The organism is Siphonobacter sp. BAB-5385 (assembly GCF_002261125.1).
Classification (GTDB): Bacteria; Bacteroidota; Bacteroidia; order Cytophagales; family Spirosomataceae; genus Siphonobacter.
This window is the reverse complement of record NZ_NMPS01000213.1, coordinates 1-21240: the sequence shown is the minus strand read 5'-3', so window position 1 is coordinate 21240 and position 21240 is coordinate 1. Positions and strand designations below refer to the sequence as shown.

Sequence of the window (21240 nt, the reverse complement as noted above, 5' to 3'; positions counted from 1 at the left end):
CGGTTCACGTTACCAGTAAAATAGCATTGGAATAAGGGATATCCCTAGCGATTTGAAAGTTGGTAAAACCGCTTTCTGATCCCGATGGTTAAAGGCTGATTGATTCCTTTGAAAAGCCTAATACAGCATCATTTTCATTCCAAAACCATATTTGAAAATGTCATTAAAGAAAAACAAAAAACTAAATAGCGACTTCTCGAAGATCACTATTAGTTTGGCGTCTCCCGAATCGATTCTCGAGAATTCGTTCGGTGAAGTGACCCAGCCCGAAACGATCAACTACCGGACTTACAAACCCGAAATGGGTGGTTTGTTCTGCGAGCGGATCTTCGGTCCCGTAAAAGACTGGGAGTGTCACTGTGGCAAATACAAGCGGATTCGCTACAAAGGCATCATCTGCGACCGTTGCGGAGTGGAAGTAACCGAGAAGAAAGTACGTCGCGAGCGGATGGGTCACATCGAACTGGTGGTTCCCGTTGCTCACATCTGGTACTTCCGCAGCTTGCCTAACAAAATTGGCTACCTGCTCGGTATCTCTTCCAAGAAGCTCGACCAAATTATTTACTACGAACGGTACGTGGTCGTTCAACCGGGTGCTAAAGCCGAAGATGGCGTCCAGACGCTTGACTTCTTAACGGAAGACGAATACCTGGATATCATTGACAAGCTGCCCCGCGAAAACCAGTTGCTGCCCGACACCGACGCGAACAAGTTTATCGCGAAAATGGGTGCCGAAGCCCTGGAAATGTTACTGTCACGTATCCAGTTGGATGAGCTTTCATACGAACTGCGTCACTCCGCTGCTAACGATACGTCACAACAACGGAAACAGGAAGCCCTGAAACGTCTGAAGGTAGTAGAAGCCCTTCGTGACGCGAAGACCCGTATCGAAAACCGTCCCGAGTGGATGGTAATCCGTATGGTTCCGGTAATTCCTCCTGAACTGCGTCCGCTCGTCCCTCTGGACGGAGGTCGTTTTGCTACGTCTGATTTGAACGACTTATACCGTCGGGTAATCATTCGTAACAACCGTCTGAAGCGTCTGATCGAGATCAAGGCTCCCGAAGTAATTCTCCGGAATGAAAAACGGATGTTACAGGAAGCCGTGGATTCGCTCTTCGATAACTCACGGAAAGTAAACGCCGTTCGTTCCGAAGGTAATCGTGCTCTGAAATCACTTTCAGACATGCTGAAAGGGAAGCAGGGTCGTTTCCGTCAGAACTTGTTAGGTAAGCGGGTGGATTACTCCGGTCGTTCGGTAATCGTAGTAGGTCCTGAGCTGAAACTGCACGAATGCGGTCTTCCTAAAGATATGGCGGCTGAGTTATTCAAGCCGTTTATCATCCGGAAACTGATTGAGCGTGGTATCGTGAAAACGGTAAAATCAGCGAAGAAAATCGTAGACCGGAAAGACCCCGTTGTTTGGGACATTCTGGAAAACGTACTGAAAGGTCACCCGGTACTGTTGAACCGTGCTCCAACGCTGCACCGTTTAGGTATTCAGGCCTTCCAGCCCAAGCTGATCGAAGGTAAAGCGATTCAGCTGCACCCGCTGGTTTGTACGGCATTCAACGCTGACTTTGACGGTGACCAGATGGCCGTTCACGTTCCTCTGGGACATGAAGCCGTTCTGGAAGCCTCTCTGTTAATGCTGGCTTCGCACAATATTCTGAACCCGGCTAACGGTGCTCCGATTACGGTACCTTCTCAAGACATGGTTCTTGGTCTGTACTACGTAACTAAAGGCCGTGTGCATACGCCAGAGTATCCAATCGCTGGCGAAGGCATGACGTTCTACGGTGCGGAAGAAGTAATCATCGCCGTGAACGAAGGACGCATTTCGAAACACGCCAATATCAAGTGTAAGGTACGGGTTCGTAATGAAGATGGTACGTTCGAAACCAAAATCATTGAAACCGTAGCGGGTCGTGTACTCTTTAACCAGGCAGTTCCTGAAGAAGTAGGTTACCTGAATGAGTTGTTGACGAAGAAAAAACTGCAACAAATCATTTCACACGTCTTCAAGATTGCTGGTGTAGCCCGTACGGCTCAGTTCCTGGATGACATCAAGGAATTAGGTTTCCGGATGGCATTCAAAGGTGGTCTGTCGATCGGTCTGAATGATATTAAAATCCCGGAAGTAAAAGACGAATTACTCGTTGGTGCGGAAGGTGAAGTTCAGGGCGTGTGGGATAACTACTACATGGGTCTGATCACGGATAACGAGCGTTACAACCAGATCATCGATATCTGGACGCGGGTGAACTCGAAAATCACCGATACGCTGATGAAGCAACTCGAGACCGATCAGGGTGGATTTAACTCCATCTATATGATGATGCACTCCGGTGCCCGTGGTTCTCGCGAGCAGATTCGTCAGTTGGGTGGTATGCGGGGTCTGATGGCAAAACCTCAGAAGAACTTACAGGGTTCGGTTGGGGAAATCATCGAAAACCCGATCCGTTCAAACTTTAAAGAAGGTCTGGACGTACTGGAGTACTTCATCTCTACGCACGGTGCACGGAAAGGTCTGGCGGATACGGCTTTGAAAACGGCCGATGCTGGTTACCTGACCCGTCGTCTCCATGACGTAGCTCAGGATGTGGTTATCAACGAAGAGGATTGCGAGACGCTGCGGGGTATTACGATTTCAGCATTGAAAGAAAATGATGACGTCGTTGAACCGCTGTCGGAACGTATTCTCGGTCGGGTAACTACGTATGATGTAGTCGATCCGTTGACGGGTGAAACCATTGTGCAAGCGGGTGAACTCATCGATGAAGATAAAGCCAAGCATATCGACGAAACGAGCATCGAAAGTGTGGAAATTCGTTCGGTACTGACTTGCGAAACCCGTAATGGTGTTTGTGCCAAGTGTTACGGACGCAACCTGGCAACGGGCCGTCTGGTCAACATTGGTGAAGCCGTTGGGGTTATTGCTTCGCAATCCATTGGGGAACCCGGTACGCAGCTGACGCTTCGTACGTTCCACGTAGGGGGTACTGCTCAAAACATTGCTTTGGATGCCAGCATCCGGGCCAAGTTCGACGGTATCGTACGATTCGAAGAATTGCGGACGCTGGAAACGCAACGTCCGACGGGCGAAGATACCCTGGTAGTAATGGGCCGCTCAGGCGAACTTCAAATCGTTGGAGCTCCCGGAACGACGTATGCGGGTCAGGTATTGATCGCCAATAACGTACCTTACGGTGCATACCTGAGCGTGAAGGATGGCGAAACGGTAACGAAAGGTCAGGAGCTTTGTGCCTGGGATCCGTATAACGCCGTCATCCTGAGTGAAATCAGTGGTAAGGTAGAATACGAAGCCATCGAAGATGGTCTGACGTTCAAAGAAGAATTCGATGAAACGACGGGCTTTAAAGAGAAGGTAATCGTAGAAAGCCGTGACCGTACGAAAAACCCGACGGTTTGGGTGAAAAATGATTCCGAAGATGGCTCACGTGGGTATAACATGCCCGTAGGTGCTCGTCTGGCGGCAGAGGTTGGAGCAGAAATCAAACCAGGTCACATCCTGGCCAAGATTCCTCGTTCGGTAGGTAAAACCCGTGACATTACGGGTGGTCTGCCCCGGGTAACGGAATTGTTCGAAGCTCGTAACCCGTCGAACCCGGCGGTTGTTTCTGAAATCGACGGCGTAGTAACGCTGGGAGCCGTAAAACGCGGTAACCGCGAAATCTTCGTCCGTGGTAAGGATGAAACCGAGAAAAAATACCTCGTATCTACCTCGAAGCACATTCTCGTTCAGAACAATGACTTCATCAAGGCGGGTCTGCCGCTTTCCGATGGAGCCATTACTCCGGCCGACATTCTGTCCATCAAAGGACCGACCGCCGTTCAGGAGTATCTGGTGAATGAGATTCAGGAAGTATACCGTCTGCAAGGGGTAAAAATCAACGATAAGCACATTGAATGTATCGTTCGTCAGATGATGCAGAAAGTGGAGATTATCGACTCTGGTGACACGAACTTCCTGGAAAACCAGGGTGTAGATAAGTGGACGTTCCGTAGCGAAAATGATGCGATCCTGGATCGTAAAGTAGTTATCGACGCGGGTGATTCAGCTAACGTAAAAGTTGGTCAGATCATCACGGCTCGTCAGCTACGCGATGAAAACTCCTCACTGAAACGTCAGGATAAAGCTCTGGTACTCGTTCGCGATGCCATGCCAGCCGTATCCCGTCCGACGTTGATGGGTATCACGCAGGCGTCTTTGGGTACGGAATCCTTCATCTCTGCGGCTTCGTTCCAGGAAACGACGAAAGTACTTTCCGAAGCAGCCGTACGGGCGAAGGCCGACCGACTCGAAGGTCTGAAAGAGAACGTGATCGTAGGTCACCTCATCCCGGCCGGTACGGGTGTACGTCGCTACCAGGATCTGTTAGTAACGAATCCCGAAGAAGGCGAAAAATTCACCGAAACCAAGACGTCTTCCCGCAAGCGGAAAGAACTGGCGTAAGCTGAATAATCGATAAACTAAAAACCCCGATTGGTCTGACCAGTCGGGGTTTTTTAGTTTTTGATTGTCAATTGTTGTTAGTCAAGTTAACAGAAATCTTAAGTAAAAAATATTCGTACAAACAACAAACAACTATTTTTTCTTGGTATGTTTTTCCCGTTCGCGGGCTTCCTCTTCATCCAGAATCTCATCTACTTTTTGCTTTTCCAGCGTAGATGCTTTGGTTTCGTGGGTGGCATCGCCTTCTCCATCGGCAACAGTATCTACAATCGGCATTTCACCCGTACGCTCTACTTCCGTTAATTCGGGCGTTCCTTCGGGCAACTCAGCCGTTGGCACTGATTCTACATTAGGATCTTTCGTATTCGCTGAATGACGGCTCATGGTTTTTCGTGGTTGGTTGAGCCCTCATCCGTAAAAAGGTCGTTCCAAAGTACGCTTTTCCCCAGTAGGAATGAGGCAATCGAGGCGGGATTATGAGTTACAAATAACTCCAGATCGCTTGCGTTTGCCGTTGCTTAAATGCGGCGTAACGCTTACAGAGGGGATAGAAAAAAGCAACCACGCCCAGCCAAACCAGATATACGCCTGCTAACGAAAGTCCAATATTCGGTTCAATACCTGCGGTGCCATTCTGAAAGTTAATCTTCGCCCAGGGTATTCCCTGGTACAGATGCACCAGAATGGCGAGCGAATGAAGAATATAAAAGTGGATGAGGTAATAAAAAAGCGGCACTTTGCCGTAAATGCTCATCCAGCTCCAGCGAGGTTTTCGCTCCAGAAAAGCCAGTAATAATAAAGCCGGCCCTGTCGTCATGAGTGCGTACAGCAGCGAAGGCGGATACTTGGTCGTATTAAGAAACGAAAGCAAGGTAACACTCGGCGAGGTCTGCGGCTGCCAGGGAGCGGGGTCGCCATAGGTATTCACCATACGTAGTAGAATGAAGCTCAAAACCAATCCGAAACCCAGATACAACAGCTTTTTTTGACGTTCTGTCGCGGAAACGTCTCTTCGATACCAGCTCCCCAACGCATACCCGCAAAGCATAATGCCGACCCAGGCCAGAAATGGATACAGATTCAGAATGAGTCGTTCCGACGATAGGGGAATAGGCCCCGGTTGGTGCAGCAGAAAAAGAACGGCTTCCACAGTAGAACCTTTGGGGAAAGTTAAGCCGTCGAGTGCGTTATGCCCTCCAACAATGCCTATCCCCAGGCCCGCTATTGCCCAAAGCGGCAAGCCCAGAAGGGCACTCAGGAGGATAAACCCCATGCCCGTAGCCCAAATCACCTGTAACGTGAGAAACGAAAACTTCACATCGAACCAGAGTCCGAAGGTAATAACCGTCAGTTCCAGAAAAATTAACCACAGCCCGCGACTAAATAAAAACCAGCGTTGCTGAGCCCGCGTTTTCTTCTGTCCGGAAAGGTAGGCGGATAGTCCAGCCAGCAGGATGAAATTGGGAGCACAGAAATGCGTAACCCAGCGGGTAAAGTATAGAAAATAAGAAGGCTGATTTAAATCCAGTGGGTTGGAAAAAAAGGCATTAACATGCAAATATTCCCGCGTATGATCCAGGGCCATGAGTATCATGATCAGGCCCCGAACCACATCAATGCTTTCGATACGAACGCGGGATAAAGGTAAGGCTGACATAGGTAGACGGTCAAGTAACTATTCAGTATAATCCTGATTGTCAAGGTACATCCCTTACACGGGGTCTACATCAATGACAATACTAATCCCTTTAAACTCCTTCGTCGTTATAACCTCCTCAATCGTTTCTTTTACAAATTCCTTAATGGCTTTCAAATTCAGATTTCGCTCGAACTTTAGCAGTACGTCGAACAGAAACTGATTCCGAATTCGCTCAACCAGCGGTGATTCCGGACCTTTCACCCGGTCAGTACCTACTTTTTGCAGTAACAAGGCTGCCAGTTTCTGAGCTGCGGCCTGAGCCGTTTGCTGTTCGAGATGGCGAGTGGTTAGCCGAATAATGCGGGTAAAGGGCGGATAGCCGTAAGCCTGCCGTTCCTCAATTTCTTCGGCGTAAAAACCTTCGTAATCGTTGTGAATGATCTTGGCCAGGATGGGATGCTGGGTATTGTTGGTTTGGATGAGTACTCGCCCGGTTCGTTCTTTACGTCGTCCAGCTCGTCCGGATACCTGAGTAAGCAGCTGAAATGAACGTTCGGTAGAGCGAAAATCAGGGAAATTGATCATCCGGTCCGCGTCAAAAATGGCGACCAGACTAACCTTATCGAAATCCAGACCCTTCGAAACCATCTGCGTACCTACCAGCATATCGGTTTCACCTTGCTCAAAATCGGTAATCATTTGTTGAAAAGCCGTTTTCGAACGCGTCGTATCCAAATCCATGCGTTGAATACGGGCTACCGGGAAATGCAACTGTAAATCTTCTTCCAGCTTTTCAGTACCAAAGCCCTGCGTCCGGATTTTTGTACTGCCGCAAGCCGGACAGGTACGGGGCAAGTGTTCTTTATGGCCGCAGTAGTGGCAGCGAAGTTCGCCGTCGCGTTGGTGGTACGTCAGGCTTACATCGCAGTTATCGCATTTAGAAATCCAACTGCAATCGTCGCAGGTCAGGTAAGGCGAATAGCCGCGTCGGTTCTGAAACAGAATGGTCTGCTCTTTTTTCTCCAGGTTTTGTTCCAGTTGACGTAATAATTCACCCGAAAAATCACCTTTCATTTCCCGGTTTTTGCGGGCCTGTCTGATGTCAATGAGTTCAATGGCGGGCAGAGCCGCATTGCCAAACCGTTCCTTCAACTGTACCAGTCCGTACCGGCCCTGCTGGGCGTGGTAAAAGCTTTCGATGGAAGGCGTGGCCGAGCCCAGCAGTACTTTAGCTCCCTGCATTCGGGCAATAACCAGGGCCGAATCGCGGGCGTGGTAGCGGGGAGCGGGATCGTACTGTTTGTAGCTGGCTTCGTGTTCTTCGTCCACAATGATCAGACCCAGGCTGTCGAAGGGAAGGAAAATGGCCGAACGAACACCAATGACAAACTGAAAACGCCCGGAAAGTACGCCTTTCCAAACTTCCACGCGTTCATTATCCGAAAATTTGGAGTGGTAAATCCCCACTCGTTCTCCAAAAATTTTCTTCAGTCGAATGACAATCTGCGTGGTCAACGCAATTTCGGGCAACAGATATAGCACCTGAGAACCACTCTCCAAAGCCTGTTCGATCAGGTGAATGTATACTTCCGTTTTTCCCGCTCCCGTAACGCCGTGCAGCAACACCGTATCTTTTTCCTGAAAAGCCTGCGTTACCTCCTGTACCGCCCGTTGTTGCGGCTCGGACAGCGTAGGCATGGTGGCGATTGTTCCGGTATCCTCCGCAAAGCGACTGACGACCACATCAAAACTTTCAAAAATGCCCTTTTTGAGTAAGGTTTCCAGGGAAGAATCCGAAAGTTCATCGTTCCGGGAAAACGTGGATTTAGGGGTACCCTCCGTATTCTTTTCCGGCTCGCGTAAGGCCGGTACGTAGCGGAGGTATTCCAGCAGAATATCCAGTTGTTTGGGTGACTTTTCGAGTTGCCCAATGAGTGCTTTCAGGTTTTCCGGATCGGCGTAAAACGACGTCAGCCGGATTTTGCGAACGACCTTGGGCGAATATTTTTCGCGTACTTCTTCAAAGACAATGATGGCCCGTTTGCCAATCAGTGACTTGATGAGGTGATACACGTTTTTAACATCGGCAAAGCGAGCGAGTTCATCGTAGGTCAGCGATTGCTTGGCCTTGATTTCCTCCACGATTTCCTTCTCCCGGGGCGTCAGTAAATCCGGGTGTTCGAAATCCGGGTTATACTGTACTTTCGACTGGCTGGAAATCTTCAATCCCGAAGGCAAAGCTACGTTCATCACTTCGCCAATGTGGCACATGTAGTACTCTGAAATCCAGCTGAATAATTCCAGCTGCCAGCGGGTGACCAGCGGCGTTTCGTCGAGTACTTCCAGAATATATTTAGCCTGATACTGTTTGGGCGGCTGCGTATGCACCCGGGCAACCAGGGCGGTAACAATTTTCGTTTTACCAAACTGAACAATGACGCGGGCACCAATCTGAATTTGTCCGGCAAATTCGCGGGGAACGCGGTACGTAAATAAGCGGGGGACAGGAATCGGCAGAATGACGTCGGCGAACTGGGTGACTTCTTCCTGAAAATCGAGTTGATTCATACTACCAAGTTAAGACGAATGCCGGTGGAGGCATGCGGATTGCCGAATTTTAATTCCCGCTCCGCGAAAACCGCTTCGGCCATTCGTCGCATATCGTATCATTTCTACCTGAGAATGTGTAACTTTGTTCTTTTCCCAAGTACACTCCATGGCAAAACCATTTAATGTCGTCTACGAAGACAACCACCTGATTATCGTCAACAAAGCCGCCGGCGTGTTGGTGCAGGGGGATCAAACGGGTGACAAGACTCTTTCCGATTACGTTAAAGACTACATCAGCGTAAAATACAATAAACCCGGAGCCGTATTTCTGGGCACGGTACACCGTCTGGACCGCCCAGTGAGTGGTCTGGTCGTGTTTGCCCGTACCTCGAAAGGACTCGAACGGATGAACGAACTCTTCCGTCGTCGGGATATTCAGAAAACCTACTGGGCGGTAGTGGGCAAACGCCCCGAGCAGAAAAGCGGTAAACTAACGCACTGGCTCGTAAAAGACGAAGCCCGAAACGTTGTAACGGCGTATGATTACGAACGGCCCGGTTCGCAGAAAGCCGAGCTAACGTACAAGCTGATTGGCGAGATGAACCACCACTTTTTACTGGAAGTGAATCCGGTTACGGGTCGTCCGCATCAGATTCGCGTACAATTGGCTTCCATGGGTTGCCCCATTCGCGGGGACCTGAAATACGGGTACCCCCGGCCGAACCCCGATGCCAGTATTAACCTGCACGCTCGCCGCCTGTACTTCATTCATCCCATCAAGAATGAACCGATTATCTGCAAAGCGGCCGTACCCCAAAATTCGTTCTGGGAAGAATTCCTGGAATTTGATGAAGAAGTAAACGAAGCTATTTTTCACGGATAACCAGTCAGTACCGTATCTACCCCTATGAATATTCTTGAAAAGATCGTTCTGCACAAACGAAAAGAAATTTCCCAGGCCAAAGCCAACATTGCAGCCCGCGAACTGGAGTTGTTTCCCGCTTTTAGCCGTACCGGAAATTCGCTGAGCGGTCAGTTACGGAAAGAAAACTCCACGGGAATCATCGCCGAGTTTAAACGTAAATCACCCTCGAAAGGTACGATCAACGATCGGGTACAGGTAGAAGAAGTGACCCTGGCCTACGCTCAGGCCGGAGCCGCGGGATTATCGGTATTGACGGACGAAGAGTTTTTCGGCGGAGATGCTGACGATTTAAAGCTGGCCCGTAAATCGAACCCTAAAACGCCGATCCTACGCAAGGATTTCATCGTGGATGAGTACCAGATTCTGGAAGCCAAAGCCTGGGGTGCCGACGTTATTCTGTTGATTGCCGCCTGCCTCAGTCCCGAAGAAATCAAGCACTTAGGACAGTTTGCTCAATCCCTGAATCTGGAAGTACTGCTGGAAGTACACGATCAGGAAGAACTCGAACGCAGCCTGAACCCGCATCTGAACCTGGTGGGCGTCAATAACCGGGATCTGAAAACGTTCCAGGTTTCAGTTGATACCTCGCTGCAACTGGTTGAACAAATCCCCCATGAGTTTGTTAAAGTGTCAGAAAGCGGCCTGAGCAGTGTGGAGACGATTCATCAGTTATACGCAGCCGGATACCGGGGCTTTTTGATTGGAGAAAACTTCATGAAAACGCCCGTTCCCGGAAATGCTCTCGCTGACTTGGTGGGAGGCTTGCAATACGTAACCTTATAGCGTACTTACAGTTTTTCCCCTTTGTTGAACCTATAAATCCGAGACACCTATGCGAATTAAAGTATGCGGAATGAAAGATGAGGAAAACCTTCGGGACGTACTCGAGTTACAACCGGATTACGTAGGGTTCATTTTTTACGAAAAGTCGCCCCGTTTTATGGGAGAGACGCTTGACGCCGAGGTGGTCAAAGATCTGCCGAAGTCCAGTCGAAAAGTGGGTGTATTTGTCAACGCCAGTATCGATCAGATTCTGCGTACGGTGAAAAAATACGGATTGGATTTTGTGCAGTTACACGGTGAGGAAACACCGGATTTTTGCCGGAGTCTTCAATTTAAAGGGATTAACATTATTAAAGCTTTTCGGGTAGATGAGACATTCAATTTTACACAACTGAACAATTATAAACCCGTTTGTGATTACTTTTTATTCGATACCAAAGCGGCCGAGTATGGAGGCACCGGTCTTTCCTTCGATTGGCGTTTGCTGGAGCGATACGATAACGAAAAGCCTTTTTTCCTGTCGGGCGGTATTGGCCTGGAAGATGCCGAAACGATTCTGGAACTGAAAGAACGTAGTAACCTCCGGATTCACGCCGTTGATGTCAATAGCAAATTCGAGACGCAGCCCGGTATTAAAAATATCGAAGCACTGCGGGCATTCATCGAACGACTGAAAGTGGAAGCGATTGAAGCATAAGCGTGATTAGTCATTACTAGAAAACCGCCTTTTCGTATATTCGGGAAGGCGGTTTTTTGTGAAAAGTCAAAATGTTTCGTACAATTCGTAGGTGAAATAGTTATATTTAATGTCTTTTTAGCAACTGCATTAGCTACCCATCGGCTATTACTACCCGGCTCTACCCATGAAAAAGAAAGTGGAATTATCTGAACAGGAGCAGAACGAGCTTTGGCTACGTTTTAAAACCGGGGATGCCGAGGCATTAGGGGTGTTGGCACGTTCGCACTTCAGGCTACTTTTTAACTATGGTCTTCAGTTTACAAAAGACCGGGAATTCATCAAAGATGGGATTCAGGATTTATTCTTAGAATTATGGAGCCGACGGGAAGGCCTCCGCGAATCACCCTTCGTGACCATTTACTTACTGAAAGCCCTTCGTAATAATTTACTGCGAAAACTTCGGCAGGATAAATGGCTCCTGGAGGCTGAATCTGTGGAAAGCCAGGATGTACCCGACTGGCTGACGCCCGAAAGTCAGACGATTCAGTGGGAGATTTCCCAGGAAAATCAGGATCGGCTTAAAGTAGCATTGGCTCAATTATCGCCCCGTCAGCAGGAAATTATTTTTCTACGCTTTTACGAAGGCTTGAGTGCGGAGGAAATTACGGAGGTCATGAAAATCAATCCGCAGTCGGTTTATAATCTGCTGCATTCGGCTCTCAAACAATTAAAGACTTCCTGGATACCCGAGTCTAATCTCTTCTTTCTGGCCCTGTACCAGCTTTTGTCAGCGGATTGACAGCTGCCAACTAGTAGCTCTTCTTCCTAACAGACCGGGTTTTTACCGAGGACTAATGGAGCGTCCGTGAAGACTTTGCGGGCATTTCACTATTTTTTATAAAATTTTTACAAAAACATCAGTAGAACTAGGAGAGAAGGTACTGTTTCATACAGTAACGCCTCAACTATGGATTATTCTTCATACGGAGCAAACGCGTTTGCCCAGGATTATTCCTTTCAGCAGTGGATACTGAAGAAGGCCCAGCCGGAAGAGCAAGCCTTCTGGGAAACGTATTATGCCACGCACCCCCAGCAGCAGGCGGCCATGACGCAAGCCCGTAACTGGATTCTTTCGTTGCACGAAGCGTATGAAGACGTGGCGGAAGAAGAGGTGGACGAAGAAATGAATCGATTAGTCGAAACCGCTCGACAGCGTACGCCGCGTCGCTTGATCAACTGGCCGCGTATAGTCTCCAGGGTAGCGGCGGTACTGGTGCTGGGTTTAGGGGTGGCAGGCTGGCTGTTTTATCAATATGGACGAGAAGAAACGGTATCGCTGGTCAGTCAACGGTTCGAGGAGGTTCCTTTCTGGGAAAAGGAAAATACCGGATCAAGGCCCTTATTACTTTCGCTCGACGATGGCAGTACCGTACTTCTACAATCCCAGAGCCGGATTCGGGTACCTAAATCGTTTGATCCGGCCCGCCGGGAAGTTATACTGGAAGGGGAGGCTTTCTTTGAAGTCGCTAAAAACCCGAAGCAACCCTTTTTTGTATACGCACAGGGACTGGTAGCCAAGGTACTTGGGACGAGTTTCAACATCATTGCTCGAAACCGCAATGTGACGGTGATTGTAAAAACAGGCCGCGTAGCCTTGTTCCCGGATCGGGATAAAGAAGCCGCCCAGGCGAGTACGGAGCTAACCGGCCTAATACTGACACCCAATCAGCAATTGACGTATCAATCCGATCAACTAAAGTTTACGAATGTTCAAACGCCCGAGTATTTACCCTTGCCCATTCAGAAACTGAATTTTGATTTCAAGCGAACGCCCTTATCGGAGGTGTTTGCCACCTTGGAAAAGGCCTACGGCGTTACCATTCGCTACGATAAAGAAACACTGGGTAACTGCCAACTAACGGCTTTGCTCGGGGATGAGCCGCTTTCAGAAAAAATGAATTTAATCTGCCGTACCGTAGAAGCTAGTTATACCCTGACCGATAGTCTGATTACCGTGAAAGGCCAGGGCTGTCGTTGAAGAAACTTTTCTGCTTAATCTCTAAACCTATATACGCTAAACCTCTTGCTTGATCTATGAAGTAGTGCTGCTTGCCTGACCAAAAAATCGGCGAATGCTGGAACATTCGCCGATGGTCTTTTCCCCTTCATTTTTTCGGTCGACCGGAACATCCGCTGGAACGGATGGAAGGGATTGTATTTGCTAATTCTGGAGAACCAACAAACCCGTTCAAATTTATGGTAAAACGTAGACATTCCTGTCGGATTCTGCTGAAAATCATGCGAATCGCTCTACCACAATTCATTCTGGCCACCGTTTTTGCTACGCTTTCGCTGGCGAAAGATGGCCGTGCCCAGGAAGTACTTAATCAGAAGATTACCGTGCATGTTTCCAATCTGAATATGGAAAAAGCACTCGAAAAGATTGAACAGACGGCCGGTATACGGTTCATGTACAGTCCCCAGCTCATTCAGGCCAATCGACTTATTTCTCTGAATGCCAACGAAGAAGTTTTGCTGACGGTACTCGAACGATTGCTGCGTCCGAATAATCTTACCTACGAACTGATCGATCATCAGGTGATTCTCCGGCGGGTCAACACCACGGAAGAGCTGGTTGACGTAGCCCCGAAAGATCGGATCATCAGCGGTACCGTCGTTGATGAGAAAGGGCAGGCCATTCCCGGCGTAAACGTTCAGATCAAAGATCGGAACCGCGGTACGACGACCGATAGCAAAGGGCAATACAAGCTTTCCGTACCCGAATCGGGTGCTGTTCTGGTGTTTTCGTCCATTGGGTATCAGGGTGGAGAAGTGGAAGTCGGCAGCCGATCCGTAGTCGATTTTACGATCAAGGAAACGACGCAGGCCCTTACGGAAGTAGTGGTCATCGGTTACGGAACCCAGCAAAAGCGGGATCTAACCGGGGCTGTATCCCAAATCAAGGCGGCTCAGATTGAAAACGAAAATCCGAATACCGTACAGGACATGCTCCGGGGCAATGCGGCCGGTTTGAACGTAGGGTACGATGCTTCGGCGAAGGGTGGAGGTGATTTACAGGTACGCGGCCGGACTTCGCTTAATGCCAGTTCTTCGCCCTTGTTAGTCGTCGATGGCGTCATTTATTACGGAGCCCTGTCGGACATCAACCCGAATGACATTGAAACCCTCGACGTACTGAAAGATGCCAGTTCGGCCGCCGTATTCGGAGCAAAAGCGGCCAGCGGCGTTATTCTGATAACGACCAAACGGGGCAAAAGTGAAAAGCCGACCATCAGTGTAGATGGAAATGTGGGCATCAGTACAGTTGCTCGCAATCAGCCCGTGTACGGTCCGGAAGGCTACGTACGCTGGCGGGAAGATGTGCTGAGAAGTCAGAACGTAAATGCCAAGCCGTACCAGTTTTCCAATCCGGATAACCTGCCTTCGGACGTGCCTTTACAGCAATGGCTGGGTTACGACGGATCAACGGGTAACCCAACGGACGTCTGGCTGAACCGCCTGAAATTTCAACCGATTGAGATTGAAAACTACAAGGCCGGACGGTCGGTCAACTGGTACGATAAAGTATTCCAGGCGGCCCGGCGGCAGGATTACAACGTCAGCATTTCCGGAAAGAAAAACGACATTTCGTACTACTATTCGTTGGGGTATCTCAACAACGAAGGGATCATCACCGGCGATAAGTTTTCGACCATTCGTTCCCGTTTCAATTTAGAGGGTAAAATCGCTTCCTTCCTTTCTGCCGGGATCAACGCCCAGTTCTCCGACCGCGATGAAAGTCAGGTAGCCGCCGACTGGACGCAGATTACCAAAGCCTCGCCCTACGGTTCCGAATATGACGCTCAGGGCAATTACCGCTGGAGCCCGCAGGACGATCCCGGCGGCGGTAGTCGCCACCCCTTTCTGTCCATGAAATACACCGATCGGCTTCGCAAATACAATACGCTGATCTCTACGCTGTTTGCTAAGGTGACCTTGCCGCTGGGAATTACGTATCAGGTCAATTTCACGCCCCGGTTTGAGTGGTACCGGAACTTCAACCACGAATCGTCCAAACACCCCGAATGGGCTAATGTGGGCGGACGGGCTTCGCGGGAGCAGAATATGGTGTACAACTGGCAGGTTGATAACTTGTTCAAGTGGAATAAAACGGTTGCCGACATCCACAACTTCGATGTGACGATGCTGATCAACGCGGAGAAATTTCAGAGCTGGAACAACAGTATCCGCAATAATGGTTTTGAACCCAGCGATAACCTGGGCTATCACCGCGTGGAGGCGGGTATTAACCCCATCGTGAGTAGTAATGACGAGTATAGCACCGCCGACGCCTGATGGGACGGCTCTTCTATTCGCTCAAGCAAAAATACCTGTTGACTTTATCCGTACGCCGGGATGGCTATTCGGCGTTCGGACAGGCCAATCCACGGGCCTGGTTCCCTTCGATTGCGGGCGGCTGGGTATTTAGCGATGAAAATTTCGCCAAAAGCTCCTGGCTCAATTATGGGAAGCTGCGACTGTCCTGGGGAATCAACGGGAACCGGGATATTGGTCGGTACGTCGCCCTTTCCGATCTGACGACGGGGAAATACCTCATGGTTCGCAACGACGGAACGGTGTATCAGGTATCCCAGCTCTACGTAAACCGGATGAACAACAAAAACCTGAAATGGGAAAAAACCACAGCCTATAACTTTGGTCTGGATTTCTCGCTCTTCAACGGAAAGCTGGACGGTTCGCTGGAAATGTACCGCATGTCTACGCAAGATTTGCTGGTGCAACGGACGCTGCCCGATATTCTGGGTTTTAGTTACGTCTGGGATAACCTGGGTGAAGTACAGAACAAAGGGATGGAAGTGAACCTGAACGGTCGTATTCTTCAGCAGCAAAATTTCTCCTGGCGGGCTAGTGTCAACTTCTCGCTCAACCGCAACAAGGTAGTACATCTCTACGGCGATAAAATCAACGTAACGGATGCGAACGGCAATATAACCGGGCAGCGGGAGGCCGATGATATTTCGAACCGCTGGTTTATTGGCCAGGCTCTGGACCGCGTCTGGGATCAGAAAGTGGTTGGCGTCTGGCAAACCTACGAATCCGAGGAAGCAGCGAAGTACGGCGTACGACCCGGCGATTTCAAAGTACAGGATGTCAACGGCGATTATAAATACACCGATGCCGACCGTCAGTTCCTGGGGTATACGGCACCCCGCTTCCGCTGGACCTTACGTAATGAATTTACGCTGTTCAAAAACTTCGACATCTCCTTTATGATGTACTCGTACTGGGGACACGTGAGTTCGTACAATCTGGCGAAAAACCAGGGCTTAGCCGATCGAACGTCTTCGTACGTGTTTCCGTACTGGACCGCGGAGAACCCTACCAACGACTACGCCCGGCTGGCCTCCAGCAATGGAAGTGCCAACTTCAGCGTCTACCGCAAGAAGTCATTCGTTCGACTGGACAATATTTCCATGTCCTACAACCTCCCGAAAGCACTGATTCAGAAAGTGAATATGCAACGGGTACGGGCTTATTTCTCGGTTCGAAACGTAGGATTCTACGCTCCCGAATGGAATTACTGGGATCCGGAAAACGGCTTACGGGATTCGGATAACAACGCCATCACCGGACCTACCCCACGAACCTATACGCTGGGATTAAATCTGACTTTGTAAAAGCCTTTAGACGAAACACGTATGAAAAAATATACCAATGGCGTATTGCTGGCGGCTTTGCTGGCCCTGGGTAGTGGGTGTGCCAAAGACTGGCTAACCCCCAAACCGCTCTCTTTTTACGCTCCCGAAAACACGTTCATCGATGCCAATGGCATGGAAGGAGCCCTGGTGGCTTGCCTTCGGAACATGCGGTATGAATGGTACGGCGACGGAGCCCCGATCATCACGGAAACCATATTTTCGGAAGTAGCCATCGAAGGAACGACCGATAAATCAGGTCCGGCTCAGGACCTGAACCTGATGATTACGCCCGATGCGAACCTGAATTCGACGGATTACAATAAGATTGGCTGGTACTGGTATGAAGGATTTAAGGGCATAAAGTACGCCAACGTAGTCATTTCCCGGATTGATGATGCCAAGTATGCCTCGGAAGCGGAACGCAATGCGGTACTTGGGAAGGCTTACTTTCACCGGGCCTACCGGTACTACAAACTGACTCAGCAATTCGGGGATGTCCCGTTAATCCTGAAAGAAATTACCGAACCCAAGCTGGATTTTTATTCCACCAAACGCGAGGTCATCTTACAGCAAATGAAAGAAGACCTGGAGTTTGCCGAGCAATGGGTACCTGATAATGTGGACAAGGGCGAAGTAACGAAAGGGGCGGTCAGTCATTTGCTGACGAAAGTAAATCTGGCTCTCGGCAAATTCGACGACGCCATCAAGTCGGCTAGTAACGTGATTGACGGGGGCGTGTACACGTTGATGAAAAACCGTTTTGGCGTGGACCGGAATAATGTCTCCCGCAATGTGATCTGGGATTTGCACCGTCCGGAAAACAAATCACTGGCCGAAAACCGCGAAGCCCTGATGCTAGTCATTGACCGCATCAATATGGATGGAAACTTTGAAGGCGGTATGCAGATTATGCGGCAAACCGTACCGCAGTGGTACAATACCATCAATACGCCCAGTGGTCGGAAAGGTACCAGCGACGCCGCCGACATTGAACTGGATCAATCGACCATCTACGGTCGCGGCCTGGGCCGTTGCCGGGGTACCCGCTACAGTACGCAAAACATCTGGACGGACCCCAAGGACTTACGCCACGTGAAGGGCAACTGGATGACGATGGAAGATCTGGTGTACAACCATCCAGACCTGAAAAAAAACAACGATCCGTATTACGGAAAACCCCTGCAACTCTACAACGCCACCGGCGTACGCCTGAGTACGGACACGATTCGGAGTTGGTTTGGCTGGCCGCATTATAAACTATACGTGCCCGATCCGCAAACCAAACCCGCTCGTGGCGGTAACTCGGATTGGTACGTATTCCGCTTGGCCGAAACGTATCTGTTGCGAGCCGAAGCCTATTACTGGAAAGGGAATCTCGCTAGTGCCGCAATGGACCTGAATGCCGTACGGACGCGGGCGGGAGCGAAAGAAATGGCTCCGGCGGATGTCAACATCGGTACTATTCTCGATGAGCGGGCTCGGGAGCTGTACTACGAAGAAGGTCGTAAAACGGAGCTAACCCGTATGGCGTATCTCTTTGCCCTGACCGGAAAGGCGGCCTACAATGGGAAAACGTACAATCTGGAGAACTTTTCGGAAAACAATTTTTTCTACGATCGGATCATGGAGAAGAATGAGTTTTACAACAAAGGCGTCGTAACCAACCACGGCGATCGCTATACCATGAGCCCATATCATGTGCTCTGGCCGATTCCCCGTAACGCCATTCGCTCCAATACACAGGGACGAATCAATCAGAACAAAGGGTACTCGGGTTACGAGGAAAACGTTCCGGCTTTGACGAAGATTGAATAGGAAGGCGGCGAATGGGATTTCTAAACTACTCCTATGAAAATTATGAAGTAAGTAATAGGGTAGAAAACAAAAAACTTTTAAGTTTGCCTTATCAATGTATTTCAAACGAAACATGAACAATTCATTCGCAAAAGCATGGTGGTGGCAGCTGAGAAATCTCGGTTGAGCAGCCCTCTTTTGCGTACATGGACTAGTCCTTATATACACGCCCGCTGTTCAGCCGAACAGCGGGTTTTTTATTAGCCAATGCATTCGAATCGTATGAAAATTGCAGACCAGGTTACCAGTGCTTTTCAGGTGAACGAGCGGGGATATTACGGACCTTACGGTGGAGCCTTCATTCCTGAAATGTTGTACCCGAACGTAGAAGAGTTACGGGAGAACTATTTAACGATCATGGCTGATCCTTCGTTTCAGGCTGAATTTGAATACCTGTTACGGGATTACGTCGGTCGCCCAACGCCCTTGTACTTTGCCGAACGTCTTTCGGAAGTGTACAACACGAAAATCTATCTCAAGCGGGAAGACCTCTGTCATACCGGTGCTCACAAAGTCAACAATACCATCGGTCAGATTCTGCTGGCAAAGCGTTTGGGTAAAAACAAAATCGTAGCCGAAACCGGAGCTGGTCAGCACGGCGTAGCAACGGCGACGGTTTGTGCTTTGATGGGTATCGAATGTATTGTATACATGGGCGAAATCGACATCGAACGGCAGGCTCCCAATGTAGCCCGGATGAAAATGCTGGGTGCGGAAGTACGACCCGCCACGAGCGGTTCGCGTACGCTGAAAGATGCGACCAACGAAGCCATGCGTCACTGGATTAATAATCCCGTCGATACGCATTATATAATAGGTAGTGTCGTAGGTCCGCACCCGTATCCGGATATGGTAGCCCGCTTCCAGTCGGTCATCTCGGAAGAGGTACGCAATCAGCTCGCCGAAAAAACGGGTTCTGAGTTGCCCGATTATGTAATTGCCTGCGTTGGCGGCGGTTCCAATGCGGCAGGTGCTTTCTATCACTTCCTGAACGATGCATCGGTGAAATTAGTAGTGGCAGAGGCAGCGGGTAAGGGCGTGGAATCGGGCCATTCGGCAGCGACTACTTTCCTAGGGAAACCCGGTGTTTTACACGGAAGTCGCAGTATCCTCATGCAAACGGAAGATGGCCAGGTCGTAGAACCCTTCTCGATTTCGGCGGGTCTGGATTATCCGGGAATCGGTCCCATGCACGCCAACCTGGCGACGAGCGGTCGCGGCATCTTCAAGGCCATTACGGATGAAGAAGCCCTGGCGTCCGGCTTTCAGCTGGCTAAACTGGAGGGAATCATTCCGGCGTTGGAATCCGCCCATGCTCTGGCGTGCCTGAAAACCCTGAATGCTTCGCCCGATGAAGTAGTCGTAGTGAATCTGTCCGGTCGCGGTGATAAGGATTTAGCTACCTATATGAAATACCTGTAAGCCCCAACCATCAAACCGAAGCAATCGATGAATCGCATTACTCAACTTTTTCAGCAGCAATCGCAAAAGTTGCTCAATGTCTATTTTACGGCGGGTTACCCCCAGCTCAACGATACGCGTACCATTTTAAAGAATCTGCAGGAAGCAGGGGCCGACTTAGTTGAAATCGGAATGCCGTACTCAGATCCGGTAGCGGATGGGGAAACCATTCAGGCTTCCAATCAACGGGCTCTGGAAAATGGCATGTCGCTGAAAGTCTTGTTTAGTCAGCTGGAAGGCATGCGGGACGAGATCCACGTTCCTGTATTATTGATGGGCTATATCAATCCTGTACTTCAGTTCGGTGTGGAGGCCTTTTGCCAGAAGTGTCAGGAGGTAGGTGTAGATGGGCTAATCCTACCCGATATTCCGGCGGATGTCTATGAAGAAGAATTCAAACCTACGTTTGAAAAATACGGTCTGCTCAACATCTTCCTGATTACGCCGCAAACCACGGAAAAACGAATCCAGTATATCGATGAGGTATCGCAGGGCTTTATTTATATGGTATCGTCGGCCAGTATTACCGGAGCCAAGACGGGCATCAGTGCCGAACAGGAAGCCTACTTCGACCGCATTGCCAGCCTGAACCTGAAAAATCCGCGTCTGATCGGATTCGGTATCTCCGATAATCAGTCTTTCGAGCAGGCCAGCAAAAATGCTAACGGAGCTATTATCGGAAGTGCCTTTATCAAAGCCATTAGTCAAAGCAGCGACTTACCCAGTACCATTCAAACGTTCGTACAGGGAATCAAAGGTCCTGTTACTATTATATAGATAGAGGATAATACTATATATATAGAAGAGAGAATGGATCTAGTAAACGAATTCAAGGACCGAAAGGATTTTTAAGACCTGAGTCACCTGATTCAGAAGCCAGATTAGGATTATAGAACTTAAATAGAACTTAAAAGGAGCGACTGTTCACTGAACATTCGCTCCTTTCGTAAAAGCCCAAACCGTAGAAACTAGCTATCCACAAAGAATGTTTTGACAAAGATTCCGAAGCAAAAGGGGTCGGGAATGGGTGTTTTTTGAATCATATTGCAACTTTTTTTGGACTTAAAATTCTGATAATCAGGAATTAGTTAAATAGCTTCAAAAAAACTTTGACTTCATGCTTGACAAGGGGGATTTTCTTGTCTTATCTTT

General features: G+C 49.3%; 14 protein-coding genes. 11 read left to right on the top strand and 3 right to left on the bottom strand.

The window, feature by feature from the left end:
* Nucleotides 1-157 precede the first annotated feature (157 nt).
* Nucleotides 158-4477 (top strand): DNA-directed RNA polymerase subunit beta', encoded by a 4320-nt coding sequence (gene rpoC, locus BWI93_RS21405; RefSeq protein ID WP_094815091.1) that lies wholly within the window; start codon nucleotides 158-160, stop codon nucleotides 4475-4477.
* Between the two features lie 132 nt (nucleotides 4478-4609).
* On the opposite strand, the gene BWI93_RS21400 is transcribed toward rpoC, so the two are convergent.
* The 3 genes from BWI93_RS21400 to priA all read right to left on the bottom strand — a co-directional run bounded on the left by BWI93_RS21400 (nucleotide 4610) and on the right by priA (nucleotide 8684).
* On the bottom strand, nucleotides 4610-4861 hold the full coding sequence (locus BWI93_RS21400) for a hypothetical protein (protein ID WP_094815089.1): 252 nt from the start codon (nucleotides 4859-4861) through the stop codon (nucleotides 4610-4612).
* 97 nt (nucleotides 4862-4958) lie between these two features.
* Complete coding sequence (locus BWI93_RS21395; protein WP_094815087.1) at nucleotides 4959-6134, bottom strand: DUF1624 domain-containing protein; 1176 nt, start codon at nucleotides 6132-6134, stop codon at nucleotides 4959-4961.
* A gap of 54 nt (nucleotides 6135-6188) precedes the next feature.
* Entirely contained in the window at nucleotides 6189-8684 is a 2496-nt protein-coding gene (priA, locus tag BWI93_RS21390) for a primosomal protein N' (RefSeq protein WP_094815085.1), read from the bottom strand.
* A 148-nt stretch (nucleotides 8685-8832) separates the two neighbouring features.
* Here priA and BWI93_RS21385 point away from each other — a divergent pair, with 148 nt between their 5' ends.
* The 10 genes from BWI93_RS21385 to trpA all read left to right on the top strand — a co-directional run bounded on the left by BWI93_RS21385 (nucleotide 8833) and on the right by trpA (nucleotide 20865).
* A complete protein-coding gene (locus BWI93_RS21385) occupies nucleotides 8833-9549 on the top strand; it encodes an RluA family pseudouridine synthase (protein WP_094815083.1) in 717 nt (238 codons plus the stop codon).
* 24 nt (nucleotides 9550-9573) lie between these two features.
* Nucleotides 9574-10374 carry an indole-3-glycerol phosphate synthase TrpC gene (gene trpC / locus BWI93_RS21380; protein WP_094815081.1) on the top strand — a complete coding sequence of 267 codons (801 nt, stop codon included), beginning with the start codon at nucleotides 9574-9576 and terminating at the stop codon, nucleotides 10372-10374.
* 49 nt (nucleotides 10375-10423) lie between these two features.
* Complete coding sequence (locus BWI93_RS21375; RefSeq protein ID WP_094815079.1) at nucleotides 10424-11071, top strand: phosphoribosylanthranilate isomerase; 648 nt, start codon at nucleotides 10424-10426, stop codon at nucleotides 11069-11071.
* A gap of 166 nt (nucleotides 11072-11237) precedes the next feature.
* A complete protein-coding gene (locus BWI93_RS21370; RefSeq protein WP_094815077.1) occupies nucleotides 11238-11852 on the top strand; it encodes an RNA polymerase sigma factor in 615 nt (204 codons plus the stop codon).
* Nucleotides 11853-12020: 168 nt separating this feature from the next.
* Complete coding sequence (locus BWI93_RS21365; protein ID WP_094815075.1) at nucleotides 12021-13091, top strand: FecR family protein; 1071 nt, start codon at nucleotides 12021-12023, stop codon at nucleotides 13089-13091.
* 218 nt (nucleotides 13092-13309) lie between these two features.
* Nucleotides 13310-15409, top strand: a complete 2100-nt coding sequence (locus tag BWI93_RS29065; protein ID WP_255157987.1) for a SusC/RagA family TonB-linked outer membrane protein — start codon at nucleotides 13310-13312, stop codon at nucleotides 15407-15409.
* Nucleotides 15409-16752 (top strand): TonB-dependent receptor, encoded by a 1344-nt coding sequence (locus BWI93_RS29060; RefSeq protein ID WP_255157986.1) that lies wholly within the window; start codon nucleotides 15409-15411, stop codon nucleotides 16750-16752. The genes BWI93_RS29065 and BWI93_RS29060 overlap by 1 nt, the downstream gene beginning before the upstream one ends.
* Before the next feature lie 21 nt (nucleotides 16753-16773).
* Entirely contained in the window at nucleotides 16774-18588 is a 1815-nt protein-coding gene (locus BWI93_RS21355) for a RagB/SusD family nutrient uptake outer membrane protein (RefSeq protein WP_094815073.1), read from the top strand.
* Between the two features lie 261 nt (nucleotides 18589-18849).
* Entirely contained in the window at nucleotides 18850-20049 is a 1200-nt protein-coding gene (trpB, locus tag BWI93_RS21350; RefSeq protein ID WP_094815282.1) for a tryptophan synthase subunit beta, read from the top strand.
* A gap of 27 nt (nucleotides 20050-20076) precedes the next feature.
* Complete coding sequence (trpA, locus tag BWI93_RS21345; RefSeq protein WP_094815070.1) at nucleotides 20077-20865, top strand: tryptophan synthase subunit alpha; 789 nt, start codon at nucleotides 20077-20079, stop codon at nucleotides 20863-20865.
* Nucleotides 20866-21240 lie beyond the last annotated feature (375 nt).

Excerpts from the sequence above, each read along its gene's own strand:
- rpoC (WP_094815091.1), top strand. The coding sequence starts at position 158 with ATGTCATTAAAGAAAAACAAAAAACTAAATAGCGACTTCTCGAAGATC.
- BWI93_RS21400 (WP_094815089.1), bottom strand. The coding sequence starts at position 4,861 with ATGAGCCGTCATTCAGCGAATACGAAAGATCCTAATGTAGAATCAGTG.
- BWI93_RS21395 (WP_094815087.1), bottom strand. The coding sequence starts at position 6,134 with ATGTCAGCCTTACCTTTATCCCGCGTTCGTATCGAAAGCATTGATGTG.
- priA (WP_094815085.1), bottom strand. The coding sequence starts at position 8,684 with ATGAATCAACTCGATTTTCAGGAAGAAGTCACCCAGTTCGCCGACGTC.
- BWI93_RS21385 (WP_094815083.1), top strand. The coding sequence starts at position 8,833 with ATGGCAAAACCATTTAATGTCGTCTACGAAGACAACCACCTGATTATC.
- trpC (WP_094815081.1), top strand. The coding sequence starts at position 9,574 with ATGAATATTCTTGAAAAGATCGTTCTGCACAAACGAAAAGAAATTTCC.
- BWI93_RS21375 (WP_094815079.1), top strand. The coding sequence starts at position 10,424 with ATGCGAATTAAAGTATGCGGAATGAAAGATGAGGAAAACCTTCGGGAC.
- BWI93_RS21370 (WP_094815077.1), top strand. The coding sequence starts at position 11,238 with ATGAAAAAGAAAGTGGAATTATCTGAACAGGAGCAGAACGAGCTTTGG.
- BWI93_RS21365 (WP_094815075.1), top strand. The coding sequence starts at position 12,021 with ATGGATTATTCTTCATACGGAGCAAACGCGTTTGCCCAGGATTATTCC.
- BWI93_RS29065 (WP_255157987.1), top strand. The coding sequence starts at position 13,310 with ATGGTAAAACGTAGACATTCCTGTCGGATTCTGCTGAAAATCATGCGA.
- BWI93_RS29060 (WP_255157986.1), top strand. The coding sequence starts at position 15,409 with ATGGGACGGCTCTTCTATTCGCTCAAGCAAAAATACCTGTTGACTTTA.
- BWI93_RS21355 (WP_094815073.1), top strand. The coding sequence starts at position 16,774 with ATGAAAAAATATACCAATGGCGTATTGCTGGCGGCTTTGCTGGCCCTG.
- trpB (WP_094815282.1), top strand. The coding sequence starts at position 18,850 with ATGAAAATTGCAGACCAGGTTACCAGTGCTTTTCAGGTGAACGAGCGG.
- trpA (WP_094815070.1), top strand. The coding sequence starts at position 20,077 with ATGAATCGCATTACTCAACTTTTTCAGCAGCAATCGCAAAAGTTGCTC.